Origin of the sequence: Caulobacter sp. Root343 (assembly GCF_001425745.1) — a bacterium.
Taxonomy (GTDB): Bacteria; Pseudomonadota; Alphaproteobacteria; order Caulobacterales; family Caulobacteraceae; genus Caulobacter.
This window is the reverse complement of the sequence record NZ_LMDF01000007.1, coordinates 574780-589570: the sequence shown is the minus strand read 5'-3', so window position 1 is coordinate 589570 and position 14791 is coordinate 574780. Positions and strand designations below refer to the sequence as shown.

At 66.6% G+C, this 14791-nt stretch carries 13 protein-coding genes; 6 read left to right on the top strand and 7 right to left on the bottom strand.

Annotated features, from left to right (window positions below; translation table 11 throughout):
- Positions 1–76: 76 nt before the first annotated feature.
- Positions 77–1012, top strand: coding sequence for an alpha/beta fold hydrolase (locus tag ASC70_RS15380; protein WP_200939223.1), 936 nt, complete (start codon positions 77–79; stop codon positions 1010–1012).
- Positions 1009–1491 (top strand): cupin domain-containing protein, encoded by a 483-nt coding sequence (locus ASC70_RS15375; protein WP_056051511.1) that lies wholly within the window; start codon positions 1009–1011, stop codon positions 1489–1491. Before ASC70_RS15380 ends, ASC70_RS15375 begins: the two co-directional genes overlap by 4 nt.
- Positions 1492–1543: 52 nt before the next feature.
- On the opposite strand, the gene ASC70_RS15370 is transcribed toward ASC70_RS15375, so the two are convergent.
- The 3 genes from ASC70_RS15370 to ASC70_RS15360 form a co-directional block, all read right to left on the bottom strand.
- A complete protein-coding gene (locus ASC70_RS15370; protein WP_056051509.1) occupies positions 1544–2155 on the bottom strand; it encodes a hydrolase in 612 nt (203 codons plus the stop codon).
- A 119-nt stretch (positions 2156–2274) separates the two neighbouring features.
- The gene (locus ASC70_RS15365) at positions 2275–3312 is read right to left on the bottom strand and encodes a FecR family protein (RefSeq protein WP_056051507.1); all 1038 of its coding nucleotides are present in this window, start codon (positions 3310–3312) and stop codon (positions 2275–2277) included.
- Positions 3309–3836 carry an RNA polymerase sigma factor gene (locus tag ASC70_RS15360; protein WP_056051504.1) on the bottom strand — a complete coding sequence of 176 codons (528 nt, stop codon included), beginning with the start codon at positions 3834–3836 and terminating at the stop codon, positions 3309–3311. Before ASC70_RS15360 ends, ASC70_RS15365 begins: the two co-directional genes overlap by 4 nt.
- A 194-nt stretch (positions 3837–4030) precedes the next feature.
- Between ASC70_RS15360 and ASC70_RS15355 the strand changes: the two genes are divergently transcribed.
- The gene (locus tag ASC70_RS15355; protein ID WP_056051502.1) at positions 4031–4798 is read left to right on the top strand and encodes an alpha/beta fold hydrolase; all 768 of its coding nucleotides are present in this window, start codon (positions 4031–4033) and stop codon (positions 4796–4798) included.
- A 134-nt stretch (positions 4799–4932) separates the two neighbouring features.
- On the opposite strand, the gene ASC70_RS15350 is transcribed toward ASC70_RS15355, so the two are convergent.
- Positions 4933–6327: a glycoside hydrolase family 27 protein gene (locus ASC70_RS15350; RefSeq protein ID WP_235519410.1), complete on the bottom strand. Its 1395-nt coding sequence runs from the start codon at positions 6325–6327 to the stop codon at positions 4933–4935.
- Positions 6328–6344: 17 nt separating this feature from the next.
- Complete coding sequence (locus ASC70_RS15345) at positions 6345–10196, bottom strand: glycoside hydrolase N-terminal domain-containing protein (RefSeq protein ID WP_082539729.1); 3852 nt, start codon at positions 10194–10196, stop codon at positions 6345–6347.
- 324 nt (positions 10197–10520) lie between these two features.
- On the opposite strand from ASC70_RS15345, the gene ASC70_RS15340 reads away from it, so the two are divergent.
- The gene (locus ASC70_RS15340; protein WP_056051498.1) at positions 10521–11696 is read left to right on the top strand and encodes an SGNH/GDSL hydrolase family protein; all 1176 of its coding nucleotides are present in this window, start codon (positions 10521–10523) and stop codon (positions 11694–11696) included.
- A gap of 70 nt (positions 11697–11766) precedes the next feature.
- Here the strand turns inward: ASC70_RS15340 and ASC70_RS15335 are convergent, their stop codons facing one another.
- The gene (locus tag ASC70_RS15335) at positions 11767–12492 is read right to left on the bottom strand and encodes an N-formylglutamate amidohydrolase (protein ID WP_200939222.1); all 726 of its coding nucleotides are present in this window, start codon (positions 12490–12492) and stop codon (positions 11767–11769) included.
- A 74-nt stretch (positions 12493–12566) separates the two neighbouring features.
- On the opposite strand from ASC70_RS15335, the gene ASC70_RS15330 reads away from it, so the two are divergent.
- On the top strand, positions 12567–13496 hold the full coding sequence (locus ASC70_RS15330; protein ID WP_056051493.1) for a transglutaminase family protein: 930 nt from the start codon (positions 12567–12569) through the stop codon (positions 13494–13496).
- Between the two features lie 102 nt (positions 13497–13598).
- A complete protein-coding gene (locus ASC70_RS15325) occupies positions 13599–14477 on the top strand; it encodes a transglutaminase family protein (protein WP_056051491.1) in 879 nt (292 codons plus the stop codon).
- A 72-nt stretch (positions 14478–14549) separates the two neighbouring features.
- Here ASC70_RS15325 and ASC70_RS25795 read toward each other — a convergent pair whose 3' ends face one another.
- Positions 14550–14675 carry a hypothetical protein gene (locus tag ASC70_RS25795; protein WP_255355035.1) on the bottom strand — a complete coding sequence of 42 codons (126 nt, stop codon included), beginning with the start codon at positions 14673–14675 and terminating at the stop codon, positions 14550–14552.
- Positions 14676–14791: the final 116 nt, after the last annotated feature.

Here is a 14791-nt window from a genome sequence, read left to right as displayed (position 1 = left end):
TGAGGCTTCCTGGAAAGCCTGCGTTCCCCCTGGTGAAGGCGTCCGACCGGACGCCCGGCCCTCCGGAGGACAGCAGGTGTTCAAGTTCATCCCCGTCGCCTTGGCGACCCTATTCCTTTCGACCGCGGCTCCCGTCTCCCCGGCCATGGCGCAGGTCAAACCGTTCCCCGCCGGCTTCAAGACCCAGGAGATCGCCACCAACGGCGCGACGATCCACGTCCGGGTCGGCGGCAAGGGACCGGCGGTCGTGCTGCTGCACGGCTATGGCGAGACGGGCGACATGTGGGAGCCGATGGCCGCCGATCTGGCCAAGGACCACACCGTCATCGTGCCCGATCTTCGCGGCCTTGGCCTGTCGTCCAAGCCGGTGTCCGGCGGCTACGACAAAAAGACCCAAGGCGGCGACGTGGCGGGCGTGCTTGACGCCCTGAAGGTCACCAAGGTCGACCTGGTCACCCACGACATCGGCAACATGGTGGGCTACGCCTTCGCCGCCGAGCATCGCGACCGGGTGAACCGCTTCGTGCTGATCGACGCGCCGCTGCCCGGCGTCGGGCCGTGGGAGGAGATCCTCAAGAACCCGCTGCTGTGGCACTTCCGGTTCGGCGGCCCCGACATGGAGCGCCTGGTCGCCGGCCGCGAGCGCATCTATCTCGACCGCTTCTGGAACGAGTTCTCGGCCACCCCGGCCCGCTTCACCGAGGCCTCGCGCCAGCACTACGCCAAGCTCTACGCCCTGCCCGGCGCCATGCATGGCGGCTTCTCGCAGTTCGCCGCCTTCGACCAGGACGCCGTCGACAACAAGGCCTTCGTGGCCGAGGGCAAGCTGGCCATGCCGGTGCTGGCCCTGGGCGGCGAGAAGTCGTTCGGACCGATGATGGCGACCGTGATGCGCTTCGCCGCCAGCAACGTCACCGAAGGCGTGGTTCCCGATTCCGGCCACTGGATCATGGAAGAGAACCCCAAGGCCACCGTGGCGATGGTCCGCGCGTTCCTGGACGCCAAGCCATGAGCCGCCGCCTCGCATCCATCGGCGCCGCGCTCCTGCTCGTGGCCTTCGCGGGCGCCGCCTCCGCCCAGGAGCGCCTGCTGCGCCTGACCCCGTCGGACATCGAAGGCCTGGTCCAGGGCGGCGCCACGGCGGGAACGTCCGGCGTGGCCGGTATCCGCACCGCGATCCTCTATGGTGATCCGACCAAGGCCGGTCCCTACACGATCGCGCTGCGGGCGCCGCCCAATGTCCGCATCGCCGCCCACAGCCATCGCGACGACCGCACCGCAGTGGTCGTCGCGGGCCTCTGGCGGTTCGGCTATGGGCGCAAGGCGGACGAGAGCCTGGTCAGGATCCTGCCGCCCGGGAGCTTCTACAGCGAGCCGGCCGGCGTCGCGCACTTCGCCATGACCGGACCGGAAGGGGCGACGGTCTACATCTCCGGCCAGGGCCCCACGAGCACCGACTATGTCGAGGCGGCCGACGCGCCCAAGCCCTAGCTTCGAGGATGCCGGGAGCAAGGCCGCCAAGCCTTGTTCCCGTTCCGTCGCCTCAGTGGCCGACCGCGCGCAGGACAATGTCGGCGAAGCCCTCGGCGGTCGCCTTGCGGTTCCAGTCGCGCTGCAGCTCGCAGGCCACCTGGATCCAGCTGACCGGCTTGCCGCCGGCCTGCGTGACCCGATCGAGGCCGGCGCGGTGGGCCAGCTCCGAGGTGCCGCCCACGGCGTCCACGACCGCGAACACGTCGAACCCCTCGGCCAACGCGTCCAGGGCCGGGAACGCCAGACAGACCTCGGTCCACAGCGCGACCATGATCAGCTTACGGCGGCCCGTGGCCTTCACGGCCGCGACGAAGTCCTCGTCCTCCCAGGCGTTGATGGCGGTGCGATCGATCGGCCGCGCGTCGGGCAGGACGTCGGTGATCGGCTTGATCGTCGGGGTGTTGAGGCCAGTGGCCACGTTCACCGTAGTAAGCACGACCGGCAGGTCGTAGAGCTTGGCGGTCCTAGCCAGGTTCGTGACGTTGGCGATCAGCAGGCGCTTCTCCATCGTGACGATGGACGACACCTGGACCGGCTGGAAGTCGATGATCACCAGCGCGGCGTTCTGGGGTGTCAGCAGGTGATCGGCCAGCGGATCGCGGAGGGTCTGGGGCGATGTCATGTCGGGTCCTCGCTCATGGGTTTCGAGCGACGACGGATGTCAGCGAGAGGAGACCCCCAGGCCCGCGGCGCTCTACTAGGGAGAACGCGGCCTTTGCGAAATTCCTCAACGGATACCGCCTAGGGCCGCGTCGAGACCAGCTCGTAGGTTTCGCCGTCGCGGGCGATCATTCGCACCGGCAGGGCCTGCGAGACCGAACGGCCGAAACGCTTGATGTCGCCGGTCTTGAAGACCCCAGTGATACGCAAGGCCGCGACCTTGGGATCCCGGATGACGATCTGGGCCCGGGTGTAGCGGTTCAGCACGCCGACCGCCTCGGACAGCGGCTGGTCGCGAAATTCCACCACGCCCTGTTTCCAGGCCAGGGCTTCGTCCAGGTCGGCTGGCGACACCTTGCCGACACCGTCCCGCTGGATGGAGAAGGCCTGGCCTGGCGAAAGCTTGATCGGCGGCGCGGACGGCTCCCCCGGAAGCGAGCTCACCGACACGCTTCCTTCGGCCAGAACGACCCGCAAGGTCCCCGAGGCCAGCTGCACGTCGAACTGGGTGCCCAGCGCGGTGACCACGCGCCCGGCGGCCCGCACGGCGAACGGACGGTCGCGGTCATGGGCGACGTCGAAGAAGGCGTGGCCTTTCAGCAGACGCACGTCGCGCCGACCGCCGGCGAAGGCGACGTCGAGGGCGCTGTCGGCGTCCAGGGTGACGCGCGTTCCGTCCGGCAGGTCGACAATGGACTTCTGGCCTTCGCCCGTGAGGTAGTCCGCCCGTCCGACGGCGGCGAGCGACGACGTCGCGCCGGCCGCGACCTGGACCGACTTGGCCGAACGGTCAAACCAGCCCTGCCAAGCGCCCGCGACTAGCGACGCCGAAACCACCGCGACGGCGACCGAGGCCGCGATCAGCCAGGGCCGAAGGGGCCCGGCCCCCGGGCCGGGCCCGGCCTTCTTGGCCGCCCGCGCCATGGCGGCGATCAGATCGCTGTCGTCGGCGTCGTCGAAGACATCCCACAGTCGCTGGATCTGGGTCCAGGCGTCGCGGTTCTCCTGGCTCTCCTCCAGCCAGGCCGCGAACTGCTCGCGCTGGGGCGACTGGTCGAGGTCGTCGCGGGCCAGCCATCGGGCTGCGGACTGGGCCGGGGTCAGGGCGTCACGGGTCATCTGGCGCCTCCCGCATGGGCCATCAGATGCTCGATGGCGCGAACCATATGCTTCTCGATCGCGCTGACCGACAGGCCAAGCTGCTTGGCGATGGCCTGGTGGCGAAGGCCGTCGATCCGGCGCAGCAGGAAGATCGTCCGCGTGCGTTCGGGCATGGTCATCAGGGCGGCGGCGGCGGCGTTCAGGGCCTGTTTGCCGGCATAGATGCGGGCGGGATCGAAATCCTGCTCGCCCTGAAGGTCGGGGTCCAGCGCGACATGCTCGTCGGCGCGCCTGACCACGCGGCGGCGATAGCGGTCGGCCAGCACGCTGGCGGCGATCTGGAAGATGTAGGCGCTGGCGTGGTCGGCATGGTCGGGCGTGCCGCGCACCGTCAGGCGCAGGAAGACTTCCTGCACCAGATCCTCCACCTCGCCGGCGTTGCGGATCCGGCGGCGGAAATAGGCGCCCAGCGGGCCGCGCATCGCCGCGGCCTGCCGGGCGAAGGCGTCCGCGCGCGCGGCGGCGTCGGAAGCGTCGCTCATGGGCCCCTCTCGCGCCATTCCCATCAGAGACTCCGCCTTCTGTCCAACGACCAAAGGGCTACCCGTGTCGGGAAGGCAGAACGCATCGCCGGGCGAAATCCTCACCTTGGCTGCCGACGACGGGTGAGGACTTTTCGGCGACCTGCGTTCGACCAGACAACGAGCCCCTTCCCCGCTCTCCCGAGGACATCGCCATGACCCAGAAAGTGTTCGCCTTCGCCCTGGCCCTGAGCCTGACGAGCCTCGCCGCCGCGCACGCCCAGACCAAGCCGACGGTGGTCCTGGTCCACGGCGCCTTCGCCGACAGCAGCAGTTGGGACGGCGTCGTCGCCGACCTGACCCGCGACGGTTACCCCGTCGTGGCGGCGGCCAATCCCTTGCGCGGCCTGGCCAGCGACGCGGCCGCCGTGCGGGCGGTGCTCGACGCGATCCCAGGCCCAGTGGTCCTGGTCGGCCATTCCTATGGCGGTGCGGTGATCTCGGCCGCCAGCGACGGCGCGGCCAACGTCAAGGCGCTGGTCTATGTCGCCGCCTTCGCCCCCGAGGTCGGCGAGAGCATCTTCGAACTCTCGGGGAAATTTCAGGGCAGCACCCTGTCTGGCGCGTTGGACAAACCCGTCGATCTGCCAGGCGGCGCCCATGATCTCTACATCCAGCAGGATAAATTCCCGGCCCAATTCGCCGCCGACGTTCCGTTGGCCAAGGCCAGATTGATGGCCGTGGCTCAACGTCCGCTCACCGATGTGGCCGGAATGGAAAAGGCGATCGCCACCGGTTGGAAGGTCATTCCCTCGTGGTGGGCCTATGGCGACGCCGACCGAAACATCCCGCCGGCCGCCATGCAATGGATGGCCGAGCGCGCTCACGCCAAGAAAGTGGCCATCGTTCCCGGCGCCTCGCATGTGGTCATGATTTCTCACCCCCACGAGGTCGCCAAGCTGATCGAAGCCGCGGCGCGCTGAACTCTTCGCGTCGCAAAACGCATGGGTGGACGATCACTAGCGGCGGATGCCTACCCGACCGGCGGCATGCGCGGTCTCCTTGATGCTCGGGCGACCTTTAGAACTCGCGAGGCAGAGGCGCGCCGGCTTGAGCCCTACGGCTTGACTCGAAGCATTACCACGCCGTGCGACGGGACCTCGGCGGCGAAACCGCCCTTGATCCGGCCGAGATCGCGACGCGCCCACAGATCGCGCACCGCAACCTGCAGCGCGTCGGGATAGCCGTGCTCGGACCATTTCGTCGCTATGCGCGCGCGGTTGCCGGAGCGGTTGAATAGCAGCACCGCCCGGCCGCCGTCGGCGAGCGGTTTCGACCACACTTCGAAATCGCCGTCGTCGCGGACACGGCGGCCTTGCGCGCCAAGCTGGTCCTGGTCGACCGAAATGACTTCCTTGTTGAGAAGGATGTTTTTCGTCGCATCGTCCATGACGGTCAGGTCATTGCCCACGATCAGCGGCGCGGCCATCATCGCCCAAAGGCTGAAGTGCGAGCGCTGCTCTTCCCAGGTAAGCCCCTCGTTCTTGTCGACGCCGACCTCGAGCATGTCGGGGTCGTTCCAGTGCCCGGGTCCGGCATAGGGGTAGAGCGGCTCGTTCTTGTCGACGATGTCGAGCACGCCGATGCCAAATCGCACGCGTCCTTGCCAGTCATTGCGGATATCGCTCGTGGTGCGCCAGAGATTGCCGATCTTCATGCCCCATTCCCAGGGCAGCGACCTGTCGGACTCGTTCGGACGGTCGACGCCCCAGTTGCAGATCGACAAGACGATGTCGCGCCCGGTCGCACGCAAGGCGTCGGCCATCAGCGCATAGGCCTCTTCGGTGTTGCGCGATCCGGTGTGGCACCAGTCATACTTCAAGTAATCGACGCCCCAGGATGCAAACGACATCGCGTCCTGATACTCATGGCCCTGGCTTCCGGGCTGCTTGGCGCAGGTCAGCTTGCCCGCATCGGAATAGATGCCGAACTTCAGCCCCTTCGAGTGGATATAGTCGCCCAGCGCCTTCATGCCCGAGGGAAATTTCTCGGCGTCGGCGGTCAGGTTGCCCTGCGCATCGCGCGGCCCCGCCCAGCAATCGTCGAGGATTAAATAGGTATACCCCGCATCGCGCATCCCGTTGGAGGCCATCTCGTTCGCGGTGTCGCGGACCACCTGCTCGGTGAGGGCCTTGCAGCCGAACTTGTTCCAGCTGTTCCAGCCCATCGGCGGCGTAGGAGCGAGGCCGTTGGCGGTCCGCTTGTTGTCGAGCGAAGGCCGGACGATCGTCGGATTGGAGGGCTGCACCGTGTCGTACACGCGCTTGGCCCGCGCGACCGCGACTTCCTCCGCCGTACGCGCGACGTAGCGCTTCTGTGCCGCGCCGGCTGGGGCGGCGTTCTGAGCCTGGGCAGCCGGCGGCCCCATAAGCGTGACGCTCGCCAGGGCCGCACACACCACAAGACCGTACGAAATCATCCGCAGGACGGATCGAGACTTGCGATTGATCACCTTATCCCTCGTCACGATCAATGGCCGAAACCTGGAAACACCTGCACCTCCGACAGGTTGAGCTCCTGCCGCTTCGCGCCCCATACCCTGACGTAGCGACTTTGGTTTTGGACGACGGCCCTGCCGCTTGGCGCGGATGTCGCCGCGAGATGATAGACGCCGACGTCGGCGCGCTTGGCGGCCTCGGCGAGGTCAAGGTCGCCGATCGGCGTCCGCGACACCACGACGACGAGATCGGGCAGCGCGGTGCGGCAGCAGGTGTCGATTCTGGGCCATACGACGACGTCACCGATCTGATGCTCCGAGCCGAGATCGACCTCCCACCAGGGATGATCCTCGGTCTCGGTGCTCGTCACCGATCCGGCCTCGATCTGACCGAGGGTCCGACCATCGACCGCACGCGCCGCCCCCTCGCCCCGCACGGTGCTGGATTGCTTGGCGGGCCGACCGAGCGCGAGGTTCGGGATGCGGATTTCAACGCTGGAAGCCGCGGTCACAGCGTCGTCGCCGGTGGCGTGAGTCGCTTCGACCAAATAGCGACCATCCACGACAGTCTTCGGTGGCTCGACATCAAATTTCGCCATCAAGGTCTTCCCTGCCGCGATGGGCTCCAGCTCGACCTTCGCGGGCGTCGCGCGCCAGTCGGTCGGAACACGCAGCGTCACCGTGGAGGCGGCGAGCGCCTGGTCGACGGCCCGAACCGTGACGGCGACCGTCACCCGACCGAGTGATGGGGTCGGCTCGGTCGCGACCGTAACAACCGCTTGCGCGGCGATACGGTAGGCCGTTCCGGCATTCGCGTCGAACGTGACGCCGTCGCCGGATCGGGAGAACGAAAGCCGCTTTCCCGACGCGCCGAAGATCTCGACGGGTCCGCGAAACAAGGGCGATCGCAATCGAACCTGGCCCGAGCCCCTAGGCGACAAACGCACCTCGGTGAGGTTGCCCTGCGACCAAGCCAGATCAACGCCGTAGCGGCCGTCGGACATGGAAGCGCGTAGGGATCCGTCGCCGGCGTCGTAAGCGACAAGATCGTCGTCCACCCGAAGGTATCGAACATCGCCTTGCGCCGGTCGGTCTCGGAAGACGCTCTCGCCGGCAACCGTCTTTCCGGCGACTGTCGTGCCGATGATCCGATACCGAAGATGTTGAGCCGCGCCGACCGGCGGGGACTTGTCGACATAGCGCGACTGGGTGAGGCCGCTGGCGATCCGCTCGTAGGTCGCGGAATCGCCGACCGCCCGCTCGACGGCGTAGGTCTTGAACCGGGAAGCCTCATGCCAGTTCAACAGCACGGCGTCGTAGCCGTCGACGGCGATCTTCACGTCCTCGACAGGTGAGGTTTTGGGCGCCGACGGGATGGACGTCACCACATAGGTTTCGCCCGGCTGGGTGTCGAAGCTGACGTCGCCACGAGCATCGGGACGCTGGGAGACGCGCTGTCCGTCGCGCGTGCGGAACGTCGCCTGAGCGATGCCCGGGTATCGCAGCGTCAAGGGCCCGCCGACCTTCGAAAGAATCTCCAGTCGGGTCGCGCGTCCCTTGGACCAGGTCGCCGAGACTTCGAAGCCTCCACGCGCCAACAGGCCGCGGTAACGCCCGTCGGGCCAGGCGCTCGGCAGGGCCGCCAGCGGCGCGACGACACCGTCCGCGCTCTGCAGAAGCATTTCCCCCACGCCGGCGCTCACACCGAAATTCCCGTCGATCTGGAACAATCTCGTCGTGAGGGAGTCCCTGTGATTGTTCCACAGGTTGGACATGGCGTGATGGCTCATCCAATAGCGGTAGAACTGGTAGGCCGTGTCGCCCTCGCCCAGCCGCGCCCACGTCTCGATCCGCTCGGCCTGGGCCCAACCGGTGCCCCCGACCGGTCCGCGGCTTCGCAGGGAAACCTTGGCGGCGTCCTGCCAGGCGGGCGTCTCGCTGGTGATCAGCCGTCCGGGATAGACGCCAAGCAGTTGCGAGATGTGCCTGTGCTTGGGGTCGCCGATCGAGCCGTAGGTCGTTTCCTCCCGGTACTCTTTGATCTGGCCCGACGCGCCGATGAGGATCGGGTCGAGCTTGTCCCGTTGGGCGGCGATCCTCGCGATCACCGGATCATCGGCGACGCCCAGCAACCCCGCCGCGGCGATCGTGTCGCGGTAGTTCTCGAAGATCATCTGCTGGTCGAACGTCGTGCCGACCGACTGCAGGCTTCCGGCATTCTCCGGCGACGACGAGGGCGCGGCGAGGAGCTTGCCGTCCTTCTCGGTCAGGAAACGTGACAGGAAGTCCGCCTGCCCGCGCATGGCCGGATAGACGACGTCGCGCAGCAGCGCCTTGTCGCGGGTGAAGTCGTACCGATCCCAGAACAGCATGGTCGTCCAGGGCCCGGTGCCGAAGCCCGAGTGAGCGGATTTGCCGCTGGGTTCGAAGGGACGCATGGAGTTGCCCATGGCCCAGCCGTTGTCGCCATCGGGCGAGAGGCCGGCGGGATGATACTCCTTGAGGTACTGCGTGGCGCGCGCCTGGTGCGCGGGCAGGTAGGCCTTGTAGAAGTCGATATAGCCGTCGAAGAGCTCCGGCAGGTTGGTCACGAACGCCGGCCAGTAGTTCATCTGCTGGTTCACGTTGTGCCAGTAGCCCGCCGACCAGGGCGCATCCTGATGGACGTTCCAGACGCCTTGCAGATTGGGCGGCAAGGCGCCGACGCGCGAGGACGAGATCAGGAGATAGCGGCCAAACTGGAATGCCAGTTCATCCAGATATGGCGTCGCTTCTCCCCGCCGCGCGCCTTCCAATAGGCGGTCGGTCGGGATCGCGCGCGCGGTGTCGCCCAGATCGAACAGGACCCGACCATAGAGCGCGCCGTAATCGGCCTGCTGCCGCGCCTTCAGGTCGGCGAACGAACGCTTGGCGGCGGCGTCCAGGATCGCCGTGACCTGGTCATGGGGATCCGGAAAGCCCTTGAGCTTCGCCAGAGGGTCCTTTTCGGAGAAGACTTGAGGAGCGAGCCGATAATTCGTCCCGAGCGCGACAAGGATCACGGCGCTGTCGGCGCCGCGGACGGAGATGGCGCCGCCATCCTGGTCGTTGCTGGCGCTGAGGACGCCGCCTTGTGGGATGACCTTGAACTGCGCTTCGAACTTGATCCCATAGTAATCCATCACGCCGTTCAGCGTGATCAGATCGCCCTGCGCCTTGACGGTCGCGTGCTTGCCGCGTCGGTCGCCCTCGGTGCGGCGGAACGGCGTCAGGTAGGGAGCCTTGGGTCGAAGCGTGAAGTCCAGGGCGCCGGGACGCGAGGCCGAGAGGCGGATCACCATGACCCGGTCGGGGTAGCTGGTGAAATATTCGCGCGTGAACACGACGTCGCCATCGCGATAACGGACATGGGCGGTGGCGGTATTGAGATCGAGATCGCGGCTATAGTCCCGCGGCGCGGCGTGCGGGAATTCAAGCGCGACTTCCGCGAAGTTGTTAAGTCCGCCAATGCCGTCGGTGGGCGTGTCGACCAAGCTGTTTTCGGTGATCTGCAGACGCTCGCGCGCGACGCCGCCGAAGACGTTGACGCCGAAATAGCCATTGCCGAGCGGCAGGGACTGATCCAGCCACCCTTGGACGCTGTCCTCCGCCGGGGTCTGGTACCAGAGCCGCATGGCCTTCGGCGCCGCCACGGAGGGATCGCTGGGCTGGGCGGCGTGCGCTTGGGCGCCTATCGCGACGCCGACGGCCAACATCATGACCGTGACCCGCAACCACAGCTTCATGACGTGTCTCGCTTTCGCCGCGGCCTTCGACGTCTGGGCGGCGGTCGATGTCGCGAGCGCTGACTGGCAGGCAAGGCTGATTAGCGTCGTCGAACCGGCGAGACCCAGCTTGGTGCGCATTTCACCCCCTGTAATTTATATCGTTATCCTTTTGTTGCCTCGCGTCATTCACTTGTCAATTTATGTTTTACTTATAAACTGACTGCCAGGTTCGCGGCGCCCGGCAAGTCGCAAGCGCGGCGGGAGGGATGCAGCGATGCGCGGCGCCGACGCCATGGCTAGACGGTCCCCCCGTTGGAGACCGCGCTCGTGGCAGCTGGGCTGCCGAAGGTCCGACTGCCCATTCCTCCCACAGGCGCATACCGCAAGGATAGAAATTTTACCTGCAACTTTCTATTTCTTATATAAACCACGCCTGCGCGCCGAGCGTGAATGGGAGAAACGATGAGAATCGCCGCCTTCGCCGCCGCTTTGATGCTGTCCGCGGGCGCGGCGCAGGCAATGGCCGCGCCCGTCATCCCAGCCTGGATTTCCTCGACCTCGTTCAAACCGGCGAAGGCGAAAGAGGGAGAGGTGCTCGCCTATGACGGACAATCGGTGAGGCAAGACATTCGCGTCCAGGCGCCAACGACCCGGATTTCGCTTCGGCTGACGAATGAGCTCGGCGCCAAGCCTGTCACGCTCGACAGGGTCGAAGTTCGCCCTGTCTATCCGGACGGAGAACTTGGCGAGCCGCGACTGGCGACGTTCGGCGGCGCCCAAGGCGCGACGCTTGAGCCAGGACTTGCCAGATACACCGACTTCATCGAGCTGCCCCTTCCGGCGTTCAGCGATGTCGCGATTACTGTGCACTATCCCGGTCCGGCGGAGCCCGTCGCCCACCGCGCGATGGTGCGCATCGCTCAAGGCGCCGTTACGCCGGGCCGCGACGTTAGTCCCGTGCGTGCCGCCGCGATCGTTTCCGCCGTCGAAACCCTTGCCCCCAAGTCAGCCTGTCGTCGCGTCGTCGTCGCCCTCGGCGACTCCATAACCGAGGGCTCCGGTTCAACGCCCCACAACAACTGGCCAAGCCGCATCGCTCGCCGCCTATCCGGAAAGCGCTGCGAGGTCGTCGTCGTGAACGCGGGCATCAGCGGCAACAAGGTTCTCTCGGACGGCGGCTCGCCCGGCATGCTCATGCGGCTTGATCGGGATGTCTTCGCCGTGCCGGGATTGACCGACATCATCTTCGCCGAAGGCGTCAACGACATCCGCGCCGCCGAGACCACGACCTTTGACGCCGAGGCCTTGGCCCGCCAAATGTTGGAAGGCTACCGCCAACTTGTCGTGCGGGCGCATGCCCATGGCATTCGAGTCATCGGCGGGACGCTGACGCCGTACAAGGGCACGAACAATCAGACGGAAGCAGGCCTGGCCACGGTTGAGCGGATCAACACCGCTATAAGATCCGGTGCGGTGTTCGACGCCGTGGTCGATTTCAACCGAGCTATCGCCGATCCGACCGATCCGCAGCGCATGCGCCCTGAATTCCAGAAGGGTGATTGGCTGCACCCGAACGACAGCGGTTACGCGGCGATGGCCGCGGCCATTCCGGAAACCTTATTCGCGTCGCGCCCTTAGGCGCATCCGTTAAGTCTAAGGCCAAATCTGCGCCCCAGTAACGGGCGCGCGCGAAATGACGAGTCGTCGCCTATTCGGACATACTGGTCGCGTCCAAAACCGCCTGTAGGCGTGGCGCAAGCCATTGGGCCATCTCAGCCCGGGCCGTTTCGTCGGCCAATAGGTCCTGGCGCACCTCCAGCTCAAGATAGTCCAGCCCGCGCGGATCGGCGTGAAGGGGAATGGTGTTGTCGGTCTCGTCCATGGCGTAAGGCGCGTTGTCGCCAACAAATGCCTCGTCCAGATCGGCCCGCAGCCGCGCAAGCATCGCCGAAGAGAACGCGGAATCGTGCCGATGGAGGACGCCCAGCCGCCACGGCCGGTCCTGCCCCGCCATCGAAGGGGTGAAGCTGTGAAGGGCCACCAGCACCGTCCGCCGCCCCGCCCTGCGCTCGAGCGCCTCGGCGATGGCGTCCTGGTAAGGCTGGTAGATCTCGGCCAAACGCGTGGCGATCGCCAGCGGCGAAAGGTCACGATTGCCCGGGATCGGCGTGCCGTCGCTGATCTCGGGGATGGCGTCTTTGGCCTCCGGCCGACGATTGCAGTCAACGACAAGGCGCGAGTAGACCTGCCGGATGAAGGGGGCGTTCAGCAGGGCCGAAAGCCGCGTCCCGAGGCCCGCAATGCCGATATCCCAAGCGATATGGCGGTCAAGGTCCGCGGCGGTGAGACCCAGGCCGTTTAAGCGCGCAGGTATCTCGCGGCCCGCGTGATCTCCAAGAAGCAGAAGCGCCGATGGGGCGCCCGCGTTGAGCACAATGACCGGGTCCGGATCACCTGCGACAAGAAGGCGGCTCGACCCCGCGCCAGAATCCCCGCCACTTCTGGTCAATGCCTGTGCTTTCGGTCCGCCATCTGACGCGCTACCGGTATCGCAATCCCGTGGCGTTCGGCGACCATCGCATGATGCTGCGTCCGCGCGAAGGTTGCGATCAGCGTCTGCTGTCCTCCGAGCTGATCATCACACCCCACCCCGCGCAGCTGCGATACGTGCAGGACGTGCTGGGCAACTGGGTGGGCGTAGCCAGTTTTCGCGGGCGGGCCAGCGAGCTGACCTTCGAGAGCTGCTTTACCCTCGACCACATGCCGCTGCCGGCCTTCGGCGACCAGCCCGGCCACCTCGACGTCTTCGAGGCGGGCCGGCCGTTTGCGTATCCCGCCGAGGATCTGCCGGACCTGGTCCAGTCGATCGCCCCGCAGCACGACGACCCCGATGGCGCGCTCAAGCGCTGGGCGCTGCGCTTCGTCAAGCCGGCGGGCGCCACGAGCCTGCAGCACCTGCTCGCCGAGATGACCCAGGCGATCTATGCCGACTTCCGCTATGGCAAGCGCTTCGAACACGGGGTTCAGGCCCCGCTCGCCACGCTTGAAAATCGGGGCGGCACCTGCCGCGATTTCGCGGTGCTGATGATCGAGGCGGTGCGGAGCCTGGGTCTCGCGGCCCAGTTCATCTCGGGCTATATCCACAGCCCCTCGCGCAAGCAGGGTCAGGCCGAGCGAACGGGCGGCGGCCACACCCACGCCTGGCTGCGAGTGTATCTGCCGTCGTGCGGCTGGGTGGAGTTCGACCCGACCAACGGCATTGTCGGCAATACCGACCTGATCCGTGTGGCCGTGGTGCGCGATCCACGCCAAGCGCCGCCGGTGCACGGGACCTGGTCCGGCTTCTCCGCCGACTATCTGGGCATGGATGTCGAGGTCGACGTCACCGATCTGGAAGGCGAGGCCTATCCGGCGGCGTCCTTCAGCGCCTTCGGCTGAAGACACCGCACCTTTCACCGCGTCCGCGCGTTCGCATCAGGCCTGCTCGCTTCAATCCCGGATTCGCCTGTTTGGTGCGCCGGCTCGCACCGTGAGACCACCATGCTTATCCGCTACGGCTACGAGATCAGCGTTCACTGCCAGCAGCCGACCGCGATGGTGACGCTGCTGGGCCTTCGGGATGGACGCGAGCGCCAGCTGCGGATCGCGGAGTCGTTCTTCACCTCGCCCCAGATCGACACCGCGACCTATCGCGACCTGTTCGACAATGTTTGCCGACGTTTCGTGGCCCCGACCGGCGTCCTGACCTTGTGGAGCGACAGCGTCATCGAAGACAGCGGCGCGGTTGACCCGGCCGCGCCCGACGCCGCGCTGCACGAGGTGGCAGACCTGCCGGACGATTGCCTGGTCTATCTGATGGGCAGTCGCTATTGCGAAACCGATCGCCTGAGCCAGATCGCCTGGGACCGATTTGGCCACATCCAGCAGGGCTGGGCGCGGGCCCAGGCTGTCTGCGACTTCGTGCACGGGCACATCGCCTTCGACTACCAGACCGCCAGCTCCACCCGCACCGCCTACGAGGTCTATGAAGGTCGCGTCGGCGTGTGCCGAGACTATGCCCATCTCGCCGTCGCCCTGTGCCGCTGCCTGAACATCCCGACCCGCTACGTGAACGGTTATCTTGGCGACATCGGCGTGCCGCGCGTCGACCCGATGGACTTCAGCGCCTGGATGGAGGTCTATCTCGGCGGCAAGTGGTGGGCGTTCGACCCGCGAAACAACATCCCGCGTATCGGGCGGATCGTAATCGCCCACGGCCGTGACGCCGCCGACGTCGCCATGCTGACCTCATTCGGGCCGCACCAGCTGAACGGCTTCCGGGTCTGGGCCTATGAGACCGAAGCCGGCGCCCTGCCCGGCGGGATCATCGACACCACCGGCGCGGCCGGCCGCGAGGTTCGTGCGCGCTCGCCGCTGTAGGTGCGCCAATCGCCTTTGGAAGCCATTCGACGCCCAAGACGGCGCACATCCGGCCCATGAAACACGCCCAGACTAACCGCCCCCAGACAGCAGGGCGCATAGGCGGATTGGCTTTAAAGGCTTGTGCAGCATTCGCATTCCCAGGCTTTCGGCGGCGGTGAAGATCTCAGGGTCCGCTTCGCCGGTGATCAGCGACATCGTGATGGCTTCGCCGTGACGGGCGCGGATGGCGCGAACGATGTCGAGGCCGCTCTCCTCCCCCGCGAGGCGCTAGTCGATCAAGGCGCTCCAGCGATCGCCCCCGCCATCGCCCA

Coding starts and splice junctions, on each gene's coding strand:
- ASC70_RS15375 (WP_056051511.1), top strand. CDS start 1,009: ATGAGCCGCCGCCTCGCATCCATCGGCGCCGCGCTCCTGCTCGTGGCC.
- ASC70_RS15370 (WP_056051509.1), bottom strand. CDS start 2,155: ATGACATCGCCCCAGACCCTCCGCGATCCGCTGGCCGATCACCTGCTG.
- ASC70_RS15365 (WP_056051507.1), bottom strand. CDS start 3,312: ATGACCCGTGACGCCCTGACCCCGGCCCAGTCCGCAGCCCGATGGCTG.
- ASC70_RS15360 (WP_056051504.1), bottom strand. CDS start 3,836: ATGAGCGACGCTTCCGACGCCGCCGCGCGCGCGGACGCCTTCGCCCGG.
- ASC70_RS15355 (WP_056051502.1), top strand. CDS start 4,031: ATGACCCAGAAAGTGTTCGCCTTCGCCCTGGCCCTGAGCCTGACGAGC.
- ASC70_RS15345 (WP_082539729.1), bottom strand. CDS start 10,196: ATGCGCACCAAGCTGGGTCTCGCCGGTTCGACGACGCTAATCAGCCTT.
- ASC70_RS15340 (WP_056051498.1), top strand. CDS start 10,521: ATGAGAATCGCCGCCTTCGCCGCCGCTTTGATGCTGTCCGCGGGCGCG.
- ASC70_RS15330 (WP_056051493.1), top strand. CDS start 12,567: ATGCCTGTGCTTTCGGTCCGCCATCTGACGCGCTACCGGTATCGCAAT.
- ASC70_RS15325 (WP_056051491.1), top strand. CDS start 13,599: ATGCTTATCCGCTACGGCTACGAGATCAGCGTTCACTGCCAGCAGCCG.
- ASC70_RS25795 (WP_255355035.1), bottom strand. CDS start 14,675: ATGTCGCTGATCACCGGCGAAGCGGACCCTGAGATCTTCACCGCCGCC.